At 42.2% G+C, this 17,414-nt stretch carries 18 protein-coding genes; all 18 read right to left on the reverse strand.

The features are described 5' to 3' along the window. Positions 1–17 precede the first annotated feature (17 nt). The 18 genes from V1501_RS19295 to V1501_RS19380 all read right to left on the reverse strand — a co-directional run bounded on the left by V1501_RS19295 (position 18) and on the right by V1501_RS19380 (position 17,251). The gene (locus tag V1501_RS19295; RefSeq protein WP_409290493.1) at positions 18–1,184 is read right to left on the reverse strand and encodes an aminotransferase class I/II-fold pyridoxal phosphate-dependent enzyme; all 1,167 of its coding nucleotides are present in this window, start codon (positions 1,182–1,184) and stop codon (positions 18–20) included. Next, entirely contained in the window at positions 1,185–1,823 is a 639-nt protein-coding gene (locus V1501_RS19300) for an acetyltransferase (RefSeq protein ID WP_409290494.1), read from the reverse strand. Continuing rightward, on the reverse strand, positions 1,823–2,434 hold the full coding sequence (locus V1501_RS19305) for a sugar transferase (RefSeq protein WP_409290495.1): 612 nt from the start codon (positions 2,432–2,434) through the stop codon (positions 1,823–1,825). The genes V1501_RS19300 and V1501_RS19305 overlap by 1 nt, the downstream gene beginning before the upstream one ends. A 204-nt stretch (positions 2,435–2,638) precedes the next feature. Next, entirely contained in the window at positions 2,639–3,712 is a 1,074-nt protein-coding gene (locus V1501_RS19310) for an EpsG family protein (protein WP_409290496.1), read from the reverse strand. A gap of 33 nt (positions 3,713–3,745) precedes the next feature. Then, entirely contained in the window at positions 3,746–4,630 is an 885-nt protein-coding gene (locus V1501_RS19315) for a glycosyltransferase (protein WP_409290497.1), read from the reverse strand. A gap of 4 nt (positions 4,631–4,634) precedes the next feature. Then, the gene (locus V1501_RS19320; RefSeq protein WP_409290498.1) at positions 4,635–5,744 is read right to left on the reverse strand and encodes a glycosyltransferase family 1 protein; all 1,110 of its coding nucleotides are present in this window, start codon (positions 5,742–5,744) and stop codon (positions 4,635–4,637) included. Beyond that, positions 5,729–6,877, reverse strand: a complete 1,149-nt coding sequence (locus tag V1501_RS19325) for a glycosyltransferase family 4 protein (protein WP_409290499.1) — start codon at positions 6,875–6,877, stop codon at positions 5,729–5,731. The genes V1501_RS19320 and V1501_RS19325 overlap by 16 nt, the downstream gene beginning before the upstream one ends. A 3-nt stretch (positions 6,878–6,880) precedes the next feature. Beyond that, on the reverse strand, positions 6,881–7,762 hold the full coding sequence (gene galU, locus V1501_RS19330; RefSeq protein ID WP_409290500.1) for a UTP--glucose-1-phosphate uridylyltransferase GalU: 882 nt from the start codon (positions 7,760–7,762) through the stop codon (positions 6,881–6,883). Between the two features lie 16 nt (positions 7,763–7,778). Continuing rightward, positions 7,779–9,593 (reverse strand): polysaccharide biosynthesis protein, encoded by a 1,815-nt coding sequence (locus V1501_RS19335; protein ID WP_409290501.1) that lies wholly within the window; start codon positions 9,591–9,593, stop codon positions 7,779–7,781. Between the two features lie 32 nt (positions 9,594–9,625). Beyond that, positions 9,626–9,763 (reverse strand): hypothetical protein, encoded by a 138-nt coding sequence (locus V1501_RS19340; protein WP_409290502.1) that lies wholly within the window; start codon positions 9,761–9,763, stop codon positions 9,626–9,628. 232 nt (positions 9,764–9,995) lie between these two features. Continuing rightward, positions 9,996–10,652 (reverse strand): CpsD/CapB family tyrosine-protein kinase, encoded by a 657-nt coding sequence (locus tag V1501_RS19345; RefSeq protein ID WP_409290503.1) that lies wholly within the window; start codon positions 10,650–10,652, stop codon positions 9,996–9,998. After that, positions 10,639–11,355: a YveK family protein gene (locus V1501_RS19350; RefSeq protein ID WP_409290504.1), complete on the reverse strand. Its 717-nt coding sequence runs from the start codon at positions 11,353–11,355 to the stop codon at positions 10,639–10,641. The genes V1501_RS19345 and V1501_RS19350 overlap by 14 nt, the downstream gene beginning before the upstream one ends. A gap of 153 nt (positions 11,356–11,508) precedes the next feature. After that, positions 11,509–13,290, reverse strand: coding sequence for an ABC transporter ATP-binding protein (locus V1501_RS19355; RefSeq protein ID WP_409290505.1), 1,782 nt, complete (start codon positions 13,288–13,290; stop codon positions 11,509–11,511). A 68-nt stretch (positions 13,291–13,358) separates the two neighbouring features. Continuing rightward, positions 13,359–13,760, reverse strand: coding sequence for a lasso peptide biosynthesis B2 protein (locus V1501_RS19360; protein ID WP_409293466.1), 402 nt, complete (start codon positions 13,758–13,760; stop codon positions 13,359–13,361). A 69-nt stretch (positions 13,761–13,829) separates the two neighbouring features. After that, on the reverse strand, positions 13,830–14,111 hold the full coding sequence (locus V1501_RS19365) for a lasso peptide biosynthesis PqqD family chaperone (protein WP_409290506.1): 282 nt from the start codon (positions 14,109–14,111) through the stop codon (positions 13,830–13,832). 1 nt (position 14,112) lies between these two features. After that, positions 14,113–15,039, reverse strand: coding sequence for an aldolase (locus V1501_RS19370; RefSeq protein WP_409290507.1), 927 nt, complete (start codon positions 15,037–15,039; stop codon positions 14,113–14,115). 128 nt (positions 15,040–15,167) lie between these two features. Further along, positions 15,168–15,299, reverse strand: a complete 132-nt coding sequence (locus tag V1501_RS19375; protein WP_409290508.1) for a paeninodin family lasso peptide — start codon at positions 15,297–15,299, stop codon at positions 15,168–15,170. Between the two features lie 5 nt (positions 15,300–15,304). Beyond that, positions 15,305–17,251: an asparagine synthase-related protein gene (locus V1501_RS19380; protein ID WP_409290509.1), complete on the reverse strand. Its 1,947-nt coding sequence runs from the start codon at positions 17,249–17,251 to the stop codon at positions 15,305–15,307. Positions 17,252–17,414 lie beyond the last annotated feature (163 nt).

The following is a 17,414-nucleotide window of genomic DNA, read 5'->3' on the forward strand; positions in this document are numbered from 1 at the left end:
CATATTTATTGGCGAAGTTAACTAGACCGAGCAGGTATGCTCATCGCAGACTTTATACTGCCTATGATCCGTTCCATATCGCCAATATCCATATTAGAACCAGATGGGAGGCAGATTCCCCTGTTGAATAGATTCTCAGATATACATCCCTCACTGTGGGAGTAAAATGCTGCCCCTTTAAATAAGGGCTGCAAATGCAGCGGCTTCCAGACTGGTCTTGCTTCAATATTATTTTCAGCCAGTTTAAGAAGGATTTTCTGTGGGGAAATTCCGGTCACAGCTTCATCTATTATCATAGCTGTAAGCCAGCGGTTGGATATCGTACCTATCAGTTCAGGCATGAAGCTGATACCTGGCAGGAAGTTCAATTCATCAAAATATTGTTGAAAAATAGCCCTTCTACATTCAACACGTTTATCCAGGACTTCCAGCTGAGCTCTCCCAATTCCCGCCAGGATATTGCTCATTCGATAATTGTAACCAATGCTGCTATGCTGATAATGAAGAGCTGGGTCCCTGGCTTGAGTGGAAAGAAACCTGGCTTTTTGGAGTGCATCTTTGTCATCTGACACAAGCATTCCACCACCGGAAGTAGTGATAATCTTGTTCCCGTTGAAGGAAAATACCCCAAACTTCCCAAACGTACCACTGGACTTCCCCTTATATATAGAACCCAGTGATTCGGCAGCATCCTCAATCATAGGGACATCATATTGCCGGCAAAGTGCCAACAGTTCATCCATCTTTGCGCTTTGACCATACAAATTGACGACAATCACAGCCTTGGGCAGCTTATTCTCAACTTTTGCGTCGATTAAGGCACTCTCAAGCGCCTCAGGAGACATATTCCATGTTTCCGGTTCAGAATCAATAAATACAGGCTCGGCTCCTGCATATAAAATCGGGTTCGCACTTGCTACAAAGGTAAAGCTTGAGCAGAAAACCCTGTCCCCTGCACTCACCTCTAATAAACAAAGAGCCAAATGAATGGCTGCAGTTCCTGAACTAACTGCAACAGCTTCATTGGCTCCTATATAGCTTGCTATTTCTTTTTCAAATGCATCGACGTTGGGACCTAATGGAGCAATCCAGTTAGAATCGACCGCTTCCTGGATATATTTCATTTCATTACCGCTCATGTGAGGCGGAGATAGAAAAATCCTCTCTTTTAAGTAAGTAGTCATTTATACACCCACTTTCACTGTTTTTACTTTAGCAGGAACTCCTGTCGCTTTGCAGTTACTTGGAATATCTTTAGTAACCACAGCTCCTGCTCCAATGACTGACCACTCCTTTATTCTCACTCCTGGTATAACAATGGCACCTGCTCCAACATGGACTCCTTCGCAAACCTTTACTGCACCTGTTAAGGTAGCCCCAGGTGAGATATGCACATAATTGCTAATTTTATTATCGTGCTCTATTATTGCTCCCGTGTTAATAATTGAATGGTTCCCAATAGAGGCGGAAGAATTAATTACCGTGTTTGCCATAATAACTGTGCCGTTACCTATAGTAGCGCTTGGACTTATAATTGCGGATTTGTGAATTAGAGTGGTGTAGTTATCCAAAGGGATATTTAGTCGTTCATAAAGCATTTTACGTGTCTGATTGTCACCAATACCTAGAACAGCCTTAATATTTGTAAATTCCTTCAAGAGAATATGGATTGAATCTACCGGTCCATAATACAGCCCTTCTTTTTCCTTCAGTTCTTTATACCGCTCATCTAGGAATCCTGCTATCTCACAACCATCCATTTTGATTACTAAATCTTGGATTACCCTGCTATGGCCCCCATGGCCAATAATTATTATCTTCATCAGCTTCCCTCGCCAACACTTTTGATACTGCCCTTAAATGGTTCAACCGTAGCATTACCTTCTTGATTTATCCCCTGAGATTTGCATACTTTCCAGATAGTCATAAACAAGATTTTAAGGTCCAGTAAGAAAGATTGATTATTAACATACCAAATATCGAGCTCGAATTTTTTCTCCCAACTGATTGCATTCCTCCCATTCACTTGTGCCCAGCCAGTTATTCCTGGTTTAACAGAATGTCTTTTTGCTTGAGAGGCAGTATATAAAGGCAAATAATCCATTAACAAAGGGCGAGGACCCACAATACTAATATCTCCTTTTATTACATTAATCAACTGTAAGAGCTCATCTAAACTATACTTGCGCAAGAAACTCCCAAGCTTTGTAAGCCTTAAATGATCTGGAAGTAAGTTCCCAACACTATCAACGTCTTCTTTCATAGTTCTAAATTTAAATAAAAAAAACTCCTTTCCCTTATAACCTGCACGTTTTTGTTTGAATATTATGGGGGACCCTATTTTACATTTAACTGCAATACCTATTATGACAATAAAGGGCATAAGGAAAAATAATAGTATTATGGACGCGAACACATCAAATATTCTTTTCAATTTAGAAAACCCCTTCATTGTCCTCGCACTTGTTTATGCAATTTATTATCTGACATTTAATATCATCTATAAATTCTATAAGTTTAACCTCTTGGCCCTTTTTATCTTTATCAATTGAATATGACAGGACTTGAATTAACTGAGCTTCGGTGAATTTATCTATATTATCCATTATAAAAATGCCCTCCTAATCACCCCGATAGCCTATAAAGAGAAAAAATTACTTCTATATATAACGTCAAGGCTTATTACACTTTCATAGTAATAAAATGCAAAATAACATATCAATAATGCAAAATACACCAATCTCTGTTCCTTCTTTTTGAAGAGAAGAATGATCCATGAAATCAGCAACAGCTGGTATAAACTAAAATATATAGCTGATCTTGCAAATATCCAGTTATGTGTTGAAATAATCATAAAAACAAAACCCATGAGTGACATATTGACTATATAATCACTATATGGATTGATGAGTCTCAGCTTATCTCTCCCAAGGTAGGCAATAATAAGTGGTACTGCCTGTACTCCAACCCTTATTATATTTGCCCCTCCCTCAGAAAAATTCTCGTAATGGGAGTATTGGGAATCTTGAATAGCTGCAAATAAAAATGAAGATATTTGGTTATAACCGACGGCAAAGAGAACAGCTGCTCCAAGCAGATATATTGTGGATTTGGACCAAGCTCTATAACCAGATAAAAAATATGCAGGTATTAATATTAATGCACTTTCATGTATGGTTGAGGCAATTATCACTACTAATATGTAATAAAAAGCTTGCCTTCTGAATAAAAAGTAAGTTGCTGCAAATGCAATTGATGCTGCGAGCATTTGGCGTATCCCATTCATAGATACTAAATAAAGACCGCTGGTTATATATACATAGATACTCAGCTCTATCATTCTAGAATGTTTATATAATGTAACTATGATTAGCACATTAGTTATTAAGGCGGTTGTAAATACTAAGACTTGAGGATCAGAAGAATATTTCTTTAAGAGCATCTGAAATACCCCAAAGCCCATATCCTTCTGGGATTTTACAAAATCCCATGTGAATTCATGCATACTGTATGCATGCATATAATAGTAGGTATCACCAATGCTATTCCGAAGTCCAGATATAAGAATTAATGATAAAACCGCTCCAACTATTAACAAGCCATTGGGCCTTACTCTTACATAAGAACCTAATGCGGATGTTTGTACAGCGAAATATCTGGAAAAGAATGAACATACAGACACTAAAATAAGATTAACCCAAAGGACAGTCATCTAATTAATCCTTTCAAATTGTTTATCTTAATATTAGGAAGAATTGGTCTTAATCTGTACATAGAGAAAAAGTACAGTTCCAAGGGGTAAGGCTAGCAATGTTGTAATTTTGGCAGGTGACTCTAGTAAAAAATTAAAATTTTTATCTATTAGACTGCTCGATACATAATGAACAGCCTGCTTAAACTTAAATAAGTCACTGGCAAAAGGCAGTTTCATTAGCTCTTTTCGGTAAAAAGAAAAACCTTTTGGGTTTTTTTTATATTGTTTGAGCATATTTCGTGAGGATCCATCCTCTAAATATTCCACACGGCAAAGCACTTTATTAAGCAGCAGGAGTTCATAATACTGGTCGAGCTTGTAGTACTTATACGCTAACCCGACATATTTCTCGTTCTCAAATACTGGATATGGGAATTGCTTTGTTAATTCACTCCGGTATACCAGCTTTTTATCACCTGTGACACCATGTTTGTTGTATAAATCAAAAAGTGTGCAGCTACCCATATTTCCAGGCAGCTTCGTGCCAATTATTTCTCCATCACTATAAGAATCTAGCCCTGCAATGCCAGAGAACTTTTCATCTCCGTGTTTTTCCCAATATGATAAGATAGATTCAACTGCATCCTCCGGCATATAATCATCAGAATCTATACAGATGTTCAATTCTGTTTCTATCAGCTTATATGCAGTGTTATGGGCTCCGTGCATCCCTTGATTCTCTTGCCAAACGTATTGAATTTCTATGGTTTCTTCTTGAAGCCAGCGTTCAACCAAGTCTCTAGTACCGTCTGTTGAACCGTCATCTATGATCATCCATATAAAATCCTTGTTTGATTGCTGGAGCAGACTTTCATAGCATCTGTGTAAACAGTAGGCTCTGTTGAATGTAGGAGTAAAGATCGTTAACAGTTTCATATATTCACCCCCCGCAGGCTAAATAATAGTCTTGTAATAGATTAGCGGTCTCATGTATATCGTAACCTTTTTGTTTTAATGTTTTATTGGTGTTACTTCTTATAAATTTAATACTTGCTGTTTCATGAATTGTTTCTATCCATTTATCGATATTGTTAAGAGGCAAAAAAGTAACTAACCCATCGACTAGATCCACTTCTCTTGTGATTGAATCAGAAATGACGCAAGATAGTCCGGCTCCTTGAGCTTCTATGAGGGTTACAGGCAATCCTTCACTATAGGAAGGAAATACGAAAATATCGAAAGCTTGCAGCAATTTCTGTACATCATCTCTTATTCCTAAAAATCTTACCTTCGATTCCAGCCCTAAATCATGAACCTTTTTTTGCATACTTCCTCTCATAGGTCCGTCACCTGCTAAGACTAAAATAGAGTTTTCATTAATCTTAGAATAATGATAGAAAACATCAATTAAGAACGAGTGATTCTTTGGCCGTGCAAATCTGCCTACATGTCCAATTACATACATATCAGGATCAATATTACATTCTTGCCTGAGTATGTTTCGTGATTCAGCAGAATAAATGTATTCTTCTGGCTTAATACCGTTTTTAAGTATCCTGGCCTCATTTTTCTTTAAATTGAACAACCATTTGGATGCTGATTGAGAGCATGCAAAAAATTCGGTAGCATTAGGAATAATATATTTTCCTGACAACCATTTATATGCTTTCGCAGCTATATTTCCTTCGCTTGCTGTAGCATGGCTGTGGGAAATTCTTACAGTTACCCCCGCCTTCTTCGCTGCCCTCAAAACAAAACCACTCATCTTATCCAAATGCGAGTGAACGATTGTGTAATCTTTATTAGCATTGAAGAAATTATCAAGGGCTGTTAGATAGCCAAAATGACCGGCCTCTGTTACATAAGGAATACGGTGGATCCTCCCGCCTAAAGAAATAATTTCTTTATCAAATACACCTTCTTTTGAAGTTAAGAAATCAAATTGAACCTTTGATCGGTCAATGGATCTGTAGATGTTCATTAGCAGGGTTTCTGCTCCGCCCCGATTCATATTAACCACAACATGCAATACCCTTATTGGACCGCCCACTTCACATGCTCCTTCTGTTCTATCATTCTTTTATATATAATGCTTTGGGCTTCCAGAACCCTGTTTATGCCATAGTAATTTAAAATCGACTCTCTTCCTTTAACTCCAAACGCAGCACGCAGCTCTGGATCGCCTGCCAGTTCGAGCAATTTCAAACCAAATTCAAGCGGGTTATTGCCTGCTAACCAACCGTTTACGTTATTGATCACCAGCTCCCCATGCCCCCTATTTTTCACCGCAATGATCGGGAGGCCGCATGACATAGCTTCCATGACATTCACTGGAAGTCCTTCTCTTAGGCTTGATGCCACAGCAACATCACTTATGTTTAGGATTTCACGTACATCTTGCTGATAACCTAAAAAATCAACCATATGGCTGACTTGTAGTGTTTTTGCAAGCAGCTGACAAGATTCTAGTTGAACCCCTTCTCCGGCAAGCAATAATTTCCCGTTGGGAAGTTGATCTTTAATCGAAGCCAATGCATGAATAAGCAGCTGCTGATTTTTATTGGTGTTAAATTCTGCAGCATAAAACATGACAAAATGTTCTGCCTTTAAACCATGCTGCCTTCTTAAGTTTAATTTCTCACTTTTGGCAATGGGTCTAAATAATTCTGTATTAATCCCAACACCTTTAACATGTTCAATGCCCTGTGGGCCGAACTTCTTTTTCGCAAGGTTGTAATCCTCTGTATTGATGGTGATTAACGTATCAGTCATAGAAGCTAGAAGCTTCTCCATGGGATAATACATTAACCAGTTTCGTAAGGGAGCTCCTTTGCAAAAGTGGAATCCATGTGCAGTATAAACGACCTTTGTGCCGTCATTTCTTGACCCTCCGGCAGCCAATCTCCCAATTACTCCTCCCATGGGAGTATGGCAATGCACCAGATGATACTTATTTGTTTCAATGATTCTCTTTAATTCATTGTATGCTTTAATATTCTTTAGTTTAAAAGGAGATCGCTGAATAGGTATGTCGAACTTTTGATCAGCAAACGGCAGCTTTAGTTTTCCCCCAGCCGCCACATGAACCTCCCACCCCTGCTCCTTAAACCACTTCATCACAGGCAGGTGGAAAGCCTTGAAATGATAATCGACGGTGGCACAAAATAAGATCTTCCCTGCCATTGTCTAGTCCGCGACTTTCTCTTTTTCAAGGATCTCAGCCAGATAGTGAAGCAGTTCTTCGCGAAGATCCCGGCGCTTAAGTGCAAGTTCTACTGTGGTCTGGATGAATCCCATTTTTTCTCCGACATCATAGCGGGTTCCATCGAAGTCATAGGCATAGACTGCTTCATGAAGATTGAGCCTGCTGATCGCATCGGTCAGCTGGATCTCGCCGCCTGCGCCCGGCTGCTGTTCTTCCAGGATGCTGAAGATTCTTGGGTTTAGAATATATCTTCCCATGATGGCCAGGTTGGAGGGCGCCTCTTCTACCTTCGGCTTTTCTACTAGACTCGTAATGCTATAAAAGCGTTCGGCAATCTTGAAGCCATCAGCAATTCCGTATCTTGAAACATCCTGCTGGGGCACGGTCTGGACACCGAGAATGGATGCATGATAACGGTCATACAATTCCATCATCTGCTGCAGGCAAGGCTTTTCCGCCTGGACAATATCATCCCCGAGCAGTACGGCGAATGGCTCATCACCGATGAACTTCCTGGCACACCAGATGGCATGGCCGAGGCCTTTTGGTTCCTTCTGGCGGATATAATGGATATCTACAAGCTTAGAAGTCTTTTGGACTTCGCTTAACAACTGGAGCTTCCCTTTTTCCAGCAGATTTTGCTCCAGTTCAAATGAGTGGTCAAAATGATCTTCAATCGCCCGCTTCCCCTTTCCGGTAACGATGATGATGTCTTCAATGCCCGACTCGATCGCCTCTTCAACGATATATTGAATTGTGGGCTTGTCTACAATCGGCAGCATTTCCTTCGGCATCGCCTTTGTGGCTGGCAGGAATCTTGTGCCGAGACCGGCTGCAGGTATGATGGCTTTTCGCACTCTCACGATTAAACACTCCTTTTTAGTAGGCCAGTACTGGCTCCGATTTATAATTTGCCAGGTCAAGCACCCTCTGCCTGATGGCCTCCTTATTCTGAAGCGCAAAGGTTGCGATCAGCTCTTCTATTTCTGGAATTAATAGTTCTGAAGATTGTCCAACGTATATCTTCGGATGAACCCGGTTTTCATTGATTTCATTGCTGTTCAGCAGCTCTTCGAATAGTTTCTCGCCCGGCCTCATCCCCGTGAACTCCACGCCGATTTCTTCGATTGTATTTCCCGACAGCTTGATAAGATTTTTTGCCAGGTCGACGATCTTGACTGGCTCTCCCATGTCAAGGACAAAAATCTCTCCTCCCCTGGCCAGTGCCCCAGCCTGGATGACGAGTTTGGATGCCTCAGGGATTGTCATGAAAAACCGGTTCATATCCGGATGCGTGATGGTGACTGGTCCGCCTTCTTCAATCTGCTTCTTAAAGAGAGGGATAACACTGCCGCGGCTGCCCAGGACATTCCCGAACCTGACGGCAACAAACCGGGTCGTGCTGCTCTGATCGAGATTTTGTATGACCATCTCCGCCAACCGCTTCGTTGCCCCCATGACACTGGTTGGATTGACAGCCTTGTCGCTTGATATCATGACAAATGTTCCTACCCCGCTCAGCCCGGCTGCTTCAGCGATATTCCTCGTGCCGATCAGATTGTTTTTGACGGCCTCTTCAGGATTGCGTTCCATCAGGGGCACATGCTTATGGGCTGCAGCATGATACACGACATCTGGCAGGTAGCGTTCCATCACTATCATCATCTTCTGCGCATCCTGTAAGTCTGCGATTTCAGTGAAGAATTCAATGCCTGAGTCCTTATACTTATTAATCAGCTCCATTTCAATGGAATAGATGCTGTTTTCCCCGTGTCCCAGCAGAATCAGCCTGCCTGGCTTGAATTTAGAGATCTGCCGGCATATTTCAGATCCTATTGATCCCCCTGCACCGGATACCAAAATGGTTTTTCCAGTCACATAGCCGGAGATACTGTCGATATCCAGATGGACAGGATCCCGTCCAAGCAGGTCCTCGACCTGGACATCGCGGAACTGATTTACAGATACTTTTCCGGTTACGAGATCCTCAAGTCTTGGCAATATTTTGGTCTGGGCATTGGTCTTAGCACATTCCTTGAAGATGGCATTCAGCTCTTTTCTTTTTAAGGAAGGAATGGCGATGATAATATTTTCGATGCGCTCCGCCTTTACTATTTCTTCAATTTTCTTAATACCGCCCATTACGGGTATATTAAAGATTTCCAGCTTATACTTTTTAGGGTCGTCATCCACAAAGCATACAGGCAGAAGCTCTGATTCCCTGCTCTTTTGGAGCTGCCTCGCTACCATCATCCCTGCACTGCCGGCACCGATAATCATGGTCCTCTTTTTATTTGAAGGCCTCGTAAAGAGTGAATCCCTGAACATGCGCCAGCAGAATCTTGAACCGCAGATAAAGGTTACATGCAGCATCCAGGTAACAGCGAGCAATCGGAAAGATATTTCCTGGAATAAGAGCAATTGGATCAGTGATGCTGCAATAATGGTAGCAGTCACGGTTTTCAGGATTAAAATGAGTTCTCCTGTACTTGCGTACTCCCATGACTTTCTGTATAGATGAAATAAAAAGGAAAAAAACAAGTGGCTTGTTACAATGGCCAGGGAGCTGGCGACAATCGGTTCTGCCATCACTTTATAGTTCGGGTCAACCAGGAATCTGCCCAGGTAAATGGCGGTCAATACAATGCAGGAATCAATAATGATAAATAAAGACAATCTTTGCCGATAAGTCAAATTTCATCCTTCCTTCGTTTTACATAGTAGAGTTACAGCTTTAATTTCCGTTTCCAGATTGCTTGATTAATAAGGTTCTTGATTTCCTCGAGCTGCTCTGCAGGCGCATCCTGCTTGATATAGCGAACGGCCTTCGCAATGGACTTTGGATATTTATCCAGTTCTTTCATGGCTTCCTCCTTACTTTTTATTAAAGTTCTTATTCATGAAGTCTTTGATAAAACTTCATGGTAAAAACTTTAATAAAACAGGGCATTTAACCCTCCCTCACATCACACTCCCGACGACCGGCGTCTAAGGCTGAACCCACAGCATGACCGAGTGCCTCCATTGCTAACGGTAAGGAGACATCACCGAGTATACGCATTAGTTCTTAATAAAGAACAAACAGGTTAAAAATTTTTAGCCGTTCATAATTAAACCAACTATATTTGATTCAATACGTTTCAGGGCCTTTTTTGCTGTTAAGGCATCTTCTCTCTTAGTCTTAGAATCTTTTATTATGATCACCACTCCATCACACTTGTTTGCAAGCAGTTTCGTTTCTGTTATGTTAAGAATGGCAGGCGCATCAATGATGACAATGTCATAGAGTGAGTCTGCCATTTTTAAAAGCTCGCCCATGCGCTCAGATTCTATTAGTTCGGCAGGATAGTCTAACAGTGGACCGCTCGTTAATATATCGAGCCTTCCAATCCTTGAAGGATGTACCGCCTCTTCAAAGGAATGGCTGCCTATCAATACATCTGATAGCCCTCTGGCATTTGTCAGCTTAAAAATATAATCAAGGGCAGGGTTTCTTAAATTCGCATCAATCAGCAGCACTTTTTCTTTTTGCATAGCCATCGTGACTGCCAGATTTGCCGCAGAGGTGGATTTCCCATCGCCCTCATTCGGCGAGGTAATCAGCAGCCGCTGGCTTCTTGTGTTCCGCTTTATATATTTAAGGTTTGCCCAGATTGAACGGTACTGTTCAGAAATCCTGGAGTCTGGATTTGTGATGGAGACTAAATTTCTTCTTTTGGGTGACTTAAAGTTTTTTATTTTATTTAATATCAACTGATTCACCCCGCACTATTTGTTCGTAGTTCTTTTTTTTATCCTTTTTCGGCTTGATCCTGCTCACCCGTCCCAATACAGGGACTTCAAACAATTCCTCTGCGAGCTCTTCCGAACGAAGTGAATCGTCAAGTGAATCAAGAAGGAATGTTAGCCCGATCCCCCCAATGATCCCGGCAATAAGTCCGATTAGTATCACCTTATTGCTTCTTTCATTAATAGGAGCAGTTTCAACTTCTGCAGGCGATAATATTTTCACCCCTTTAAAGCCCATGATCGTAACAATTTCATCCTTGAAAACCTGTGCAGTAGTATTCGCAATGGCTGCTGCCATACTTGGGTCTGTATCAACGACCGCTATATTTACGACCTGTGAATTTTCAATGCTCATCACAGTAATCTGCCCTGCAAGCTGTTCTGGAGTGCTCGGCAGGTCCAGCTGCTCAATGACCTTCTTTAAGATCACTGAATCCCTTATAATGACCTGGAGGGTGGCCCTGCTTTCAGCATTGGCATCAATGATAATTCTGGAGGAAGCTTGATATAGGGGTGCCGGTTGATTCATGTTCGTATAAAGAACTCCAGCTGCTGTGCCTATTACGGCTAAAATAATGACAAGGAGTAAACGCCTTTTTATGACTAGCATGATCTCCTTCAAATTGATTTCTTTTGCCTGACTCTTTTCTTCACTTGAATGATTCATAGTTCCACCTTCCTACCGTTGTTCTAAATAAAGAACAAATAGAGCAAAAAAAATATCAATTGATGATGTGTATTCAATAATCTGATATTATATGCCTATAGTAGTTCTTTATAAAGAACATGTCAACGCTTTTCTGCAATTATTCCTATATTTCTACCCCATTTGCTTTAGAAGCAGTTCCTGGAATCTTCCGCTCTTCTCATTTGCCAGCTGTTTATAGCCCCCGCTCTGTACAATCCTTCCTTCCTCAAGCACAACGACCTGATCGGCATTCCGGATTGTTGAAAGTCTATGGGCAATCACTATGATTGTAATTTGTCCCTTCAATTTCTGCAGGGATTCCTGGATATTCTCTTCATTGGCTGAATCCAGCGCACTTGTTGCTTCATCCAGGATCAATATGGACGGCTTCCTAAGGACAGCCCTTGCAATCACCAGCCTCTGCCGTTCGCCGCCTGAAAGCCTGACACCACGGTCGCCTATCAAAGTATCCAGTCCTTTCGGCAGGTTTTTGACAAACTCCGCTGCAGAAGAAAAAATCAGCGCATTCCAGATATCTTCTTCAGTAGCATCCTGTTTTACAGCCATTAGATTATCCCTGATGGTCCCATTAAAGAGGAACGGATCCTGAGGTACATAGCTAATGGTACTCCTCAAAGACCCAAGGCTCTCTTCTGTGAGAGTTTTGCCATCCACCCGGACTTCTCCCCTGCCAGGCATATTCAGACCCATGAGAAGATCAATCAGTGTGCTTTTCCCGGCGCCGGACTTTCCTACGATAGCCGTCATATGATTGGCTGGGAAGGTAATCGTAATATCCTTTAAAGCATAAGCCCCCTGATTATAGCTGAAGTAAACATGACTGCATTCGATTCCATCCTTGAGTCTGAGTGGAGCAGCCTCTTTCATGATTATATTCTCCCTTGATATTTCGCATTCCCTTTGGAGGTCCATCAGCTCCTTAAACGCCGGAAGGATGGAAAATACCTGCTCCAAATTAGATTGTATGCCGGAAAACCGGGGCCATAACCGCGAAAAAATAACCATGATCAGAATTAATGATGCAGTATCAGCTTTGTACAATTTAATGGCAAAAAACACAAAAACCGTGATTAGAACGGCAGAGAGAATTTTGAACAACGCTTGAGACACGGTCGAAATTTTCATGATATTCATTATGTTTTCTTCCGTTTTCTGATTTATGCCGTTAATCCAGTTAATATGCGATTTTTCCAGCCCATTGCTCTTTATTTCTTTGATTCCATTAAAGTGATCCGTCACACCTGCCAGGTATGTTTGAGACAATTTCACTGATTCGCTGCCATAGGAATGCGAACGCCTGAGGAACTTTCGGGATACAAAGATAATAGAGGCACCAAATAAGACTACAAAAATTGTTAATTGATAGGAAAGCCACAAGGCAGCACCAATTTGGACCATTGTAAATAGAAGGGAAGACAGCATCTGCAGAAAAAGCGTGGTTCCCGCACTTACCCGTGAAATCTCTGTTGTCATTGAATTTATAATATCAGATTTTCTTTTACGTAAATAAAAGCCCCAATTTGCATAGATAAGTTTTTGATACGTATCATTTTTCAGATGCTTTGCAAAACCTTGCTGAATCCTCATATTCATAAGAAGCTGGGACCTTTGGAAAAGACTCTGGCAAAGCATGAGCAGTAAATAGAAGGATAAAATCAGGATAAGGCCGGCTGTTTCCGAGAGGGGCTGAAGCAGCTCTGCCATCCATGCGAATTTCTCGCTATAGCCATTATTTAATGCTGGCAGAATTCCTGAAATTCCAAGCAGAGGGATCAGTAAAAACAAGCTGAAGCTTTCAAACAATCCAACCAATACCATACCTGCCATATTCACATATAATTTATTTCCAGAAACCTTTACTAATTGCTTGATAAAGTACCATAACTGTCTCACTGCTTTATCCTCCCATGAGGGGCATTGACCCACCCGATAACCAGCCAGGGTTCAGTGCGCTGTTCCCATTAAACAACGCGGCTGTCGAACCGCTTGGCAAACTGGCTTACAACTGTATAATATTCCATTCCATCAGAACCGGTTATATAATACGGACCGCTCCGCAGCCAAGCATGGGCAACCATATTTCCATTTGTGTCCCTGGCTGTACCAAGATAGAGAGTGCTATCGATCCCCCGCCTTTCCAGCATTTTCATCGCCGCTATGGCCTGGACCAGACACTTGCTCTCCCAGGCTGTATATCTGCTTGCGGTGCTGATGGCTGAGGAAATATCCCTCAGCAGGAATCTATCTCCTTTTTCAACGTAGGAAGTCTCTGACCCTTTATCTCCAAGCGTCTTCACAGTCTTTGAAAAAGGAATGCTCTTTAAGATCCGCGCCCAGCCCAGATAAAAAACAGATTCCAGCATCAACCATCTCACTTTGGGACTGAAAGATAAGAATGCTTTGATTTTGTTCACCTCAAGAATCCTTCCCGCTTAATAATTTTCAATCAGGTCCTCCCTGTATAGATGCTCTAAAAACACAGTCACCTGTTCCCTGCACTCGTCTTCATTTACATCAAATTTTTGAATAAGGGCGGAAATGATTTGATTCGCGGTTATAGGTTTTTCCAGCAGCATCCAGATTTCGCCGCCCACTTCTCCGAGATTATAGTATTTCCCATTCTTCACACTCAGCATGACCTTTTCGCCATTCATATCGCTCACCAAATTACCTGGTGTCTGAATCACTTCATTATCTAACGATATGGTTTTCATGTTAATTCTCCTCTACTTTTTCTAAAATTAGTTCAGCCAGCTGTAAAGCAGTAAACCCATTGCTGGCCCGTCTTACCTGATAAATGGGAATGGAGCTTATCAGCTTGGAACACATATGAAAATGCCATTCCATAAGATTTAAGGATGGAATCAAAAAATTCCGGAAGGTATGATAATAAAAAGTGAAAAACCGCTTTAAATGGCGGATAGTTATGATTGTATTGTCCTGATTATCTTCTGCAATAAGCTCAAATACACCTGCCAATGGCAATGGTTCAGAATGAAACCGATTCTCGACAGGCACATTATATTTCGTTTCCCGTCCGTATATAGACCGGTAGGAGCCTGCTTCTTTTCCAAAGTTCTCTAAGCTTTCACTCCATAGCTTTTGCTGGGGATAGGCAGGAATGACTTCCGGATGGCCATCATTTTCCGAAAGTGAAATGGCAATTATGTCATCACTGAGGAAATCATGTCCTAACGAGAGAAGTGCCGAGGCCAATGTAGATTTCCCTGCACCGGAATTGCCGATGATTCCATATGCCTTTCCATCAATAGCTATGGCGCTTCCATGCAGTGGAAGTATTTTTTTCTGCAAGAGGATAGCCCCCATGCAGGTGCCTAAAATATATAACCGTACGATATCTTCATCATAGTTCTTTAAAGGGGTGACAATAATTCTATTGCCTTTTTCAATGGAAAATATGGCGGCATCGGCCACCTCAAACAAAACGCGATCTTTGCTGAATGAAAATTCGTTTAGATCATCCTTCAGCTCACGCCACTCTTCTGATACATCCCCCAGCAAAATTTCAACATCACTGAATGGCAGCCCAGTCCAGGCTTCAGGCAGCTCCGGCATTAAGATCTCGCTTGCTATAAGAAGCCCGAAAGCTTTATAGACAGTCTTTTTACCTGTGTGCAGCATGATGGATTTCACTCCTGTTTCGTAATAATAGTAAAGGCTCTTATACTTAATGGTTGTATAAGAGCCTTTGGTTTTATCCACTCGTTCTTAGTATGTAAGATGCCAAGCAGACATTCGGCGGTTCTTTATTAGCTGAAAGTCAGTTTCCCTCTCGGTGTGTTATCCGGAAATGCAGCATCTGTAAAATCACCCTTATTCCCCAGCATCGTCATTTTAACATCCAAAACTTCGAGCACAGGCTTCTGCCATTCTTTTTTCATAGTTTTCACCTCCTTTCAAATCTCTTTAGGAATCGATTTACAATGATGCTGCGCATCAGGATCTTGTAGTGCGGGTTCACAGCTTGTTTAGGATCAAAGCCAGACTTGACGGCTTCCAGTGCTTCCCTGATCACCCGGCTGTTCATATATTCTAGGACAAGCTTACTTTCAATCAGCTGACCTGCCTCTTCAACAAAGGCTGTCCATTGGGACTTCATCCGGTGTACCCAATCCACCCCCTGCACTCCGCGGAAGCGCTGATTGAGCCGGATATCGTCGGGTAAGTATCCTTCGGCAGCTCGCCTTATCAACGCCCTGTCCATGCCTTCCTTTACATATTGATCTTCAGGGAGCGACATGCAAAACCGGATGACCCTGATATCATTGGTCGGATCTCTCTTTACGAGTGCATGCCGCAGGGAGAGCTTGGAGAAAAGCGTGCTTCCGGCATTCCAAGTGAAATGATCCCTGAAATGGCGCTGCCTATTTTCATAGATACTGCTGCTCGCGTACTCACCCTGGGTATTCAGCCCATGCTCTCTGAGCTTCTCATATACGCCCATCCTTCCTGCAAAGGCCGGGTTGATAAGAGGCGGGAATTGATACCTGCTGCCATCAGGAAAGAGCTTATCAATCAGAGGGAATCCGATCCGGGCAACCACTGACATATTGCTGAACCGGGCTCCACCTGTCCTGATGCTGTACTGCTTTAGCTCATTGACCAGCTTCATCCACCTGAGCCGTTTAAGGAGAATGGAATAGTAGTCCAGTGCATAGCCCCAGGAAATGGAGTAATTCCCCCTATCCCCGCAAAGCAGTACACCAGCATCCTTCTCTCTGGCTGCCTCGAACATTCCCTTCAGCCAAAACGAGTTCTCAAAGAATTTATAGGGCATTTCCATGATATCCAGGAAGCTGTCTATTTCTGTATAAGAATCCCGGTCTTTAAAGCTATAGTATTGATCATCGATATGACCGATATAGGCAGCTGTCATTTTAATCAGCTTCGTTTCATTTGGTATCAGCCGCTTAGGTGTATAATCCACAAAGTCATCGGGCGGGGTGTAACTGAAGGTATGAAGTCTCTTGTTTTCTTTCATTAACTGTTTCACCGCAAAACCGGCCACTGAACCGGAATCCAGGCCGCCGCTCAGCTGTGCACCCACATTACGGTATGTACGTAATCTGCAGCCCACCGCCTCCTGGAAAACTTCCTGAAATGCTTCTATATACTCCTGATCAGACTTCAGCTTAAGCTTTTGTTTCTGTGTGATATATTCATAGGCTCTAGTGGAAAGCCGTCCTTCTTTCAAAGAGAAGCTGCAGGAGGGTGCCAGCTGGCGGATGCCCCGATAAGGCGTGAGACTGGAATCCACAGCATCCAGCATGCCGCCCGCCGCGAGATACTCGGCGAGCCATGAGTCATTCAATTCCTTTGGGACATGGGGAAGCTCCAATAATGGCATGATCACTGAACAGAATGCAAAGGACTCTTTAGTATCGATAAAGTAAAGTGTCCGGCTTCCTGAAAAATCTCTTGCCCCGAAAAGCTTTTGTTGTTTCCCATCCCAGATTACAAACGCAAAATCCCCGATCAGATACTTCGGACATTCCTCCCCCCACTTTTCATAGGCCAGGAGGATCAGCTGGCTGTCAGGCATCTCATGCCTCTGACTCTTATTGACTCCTAATCTGTTGAACAGCTCATCACGATTATCTATGATTGCATCAGCGGTGATGGCCAGCTGCTTGTCAGCATGATAGAATGGCAGCACCTCACCGACCGATTCAGGAGTCACCCATTGTGACAGGCAGCCGAGAAAAATGCGGCCATCCTGCCAGGTTTTCACATCGTTAGCAGGAAACCGGCTCAAGCCTTCCATGAGGACAGCAGCATCCTCTGTTCGGATTGGATTTTGACCGCTATGTAACATCCCTGTAATTGCACTCATGGCTTTCCCCCGAACATTTCATTATATATAAACGTTTTTAGTTATATGAGACTATTTTTGTTCTTTATAAAGAACAATATATCACCAGAAAAATAAAGTGTCAATTCAAAATACCAACTTTTCTACTAATTTTTTCAGACAAAAAACCCCTTAGATATGACGT

The sequence above is a fragment of the Paraperibacillus esterisolvens genome (assembly GCF_046237625.1).
Taxonomy (GTDB): Bacteria; Bacillota; Bacilli; order Bacillales; family DSM-1321; genus Paraperibacillus; species Paraperibacillus esterisolvens.

What these genes read in the sequence shown, in the direction of transcription:
- V1501_RS19350 (WP_409290504.1), bottom strand. Translation starts at nt 11,355, where the DNA reads ATGAATCATTCAAGTGAAGAAAAGAGTCAGGCAAAAGAAATCAATTTG.
- V1501_RS19375 (WP_409290508.1), bottom strand. Translation starts at nt 15,299, where the DNA reads ATGAAAAAAGAATGGCAGAAGCCTGTGCTCGAAGTTTTGGATGTTAAA.
- V1501_RS19300 (WP_409290494.1), bottom strand. Translation starts at nt 1,823, where the DNA reads ATGAAGATAATAATTATTGGCCATGGGGGCCATAGCAGGGTAATCCAA.
- V1501_RS19370 (WP_409290507.1), bottom strand. Translation starts at nt 15,039, where the DNA reads ATGCTGCACACAGGTAAAAAGACTGTCTATAAAGCTTTCGGGCTTCTT.
- V1501_RS19295 (WP_409290493.1), bottom strand. Translation starts at nt 1,184, where the DNA reads ATGACTACTTACTTAAAAGAGAGGATTTTTCTATCTCCGCCTCACATG.
- V1501_RS19380 (WP_409290509.1), bottom strand. Translation starts at nt 17,251, where the DNA reads ATGAGTGCAATTACAGGGATGTTACATAGCGGTCAAAATCCAATCCGA.
- V1501_RS19340 (WP_409290502.1), bottom strand. Translation starts at nt 9,763, where the DNA reads ATGAAAGAACTGGATAAATATCCAAAGTCCATTGCGAAGGCCGTTCGC.
- V1501_RS19365 (WP_409290506.1), bottom strand. Translation starts at nt 14,111, where the DNA reads ATGAAAACCATATCGTTAGATAATGAAGTGATTCAGACACCAGGTAAT.
- V1501_RS19310 (WP_409290496.1), bottom strand. Translation starts at nt 3,712, where the DNA reads ATGACTGTCCTTTGGGTTAATCTTATTTTAGTGTCTGTATGTTCATTC.
- V1501_RS19325 (WP_409290499.1), bottom strand. Translation starts at nt 6,877, where the DNA reads ATGGCAGGGAAGATCTTATTTTGTGCCACCGTCGATTATCATTTCAAG.
- V1501_RS19315 (WP_409290497.1), bottom strand. Translation starts at nt 4,630, where the DNA reads ATGAAACTGTTAACGATCTTTACTCCTACATTCAACAGAGCCTACTGT.
- V1501_RS19360 (WP_409293466.1), bottom strand. Translation starts at nt 13,760, where the DNA reads ATGCTGGAATCTGTTTTTTATCTGGGCTGGGCGCGGATCTTAAAGAGC.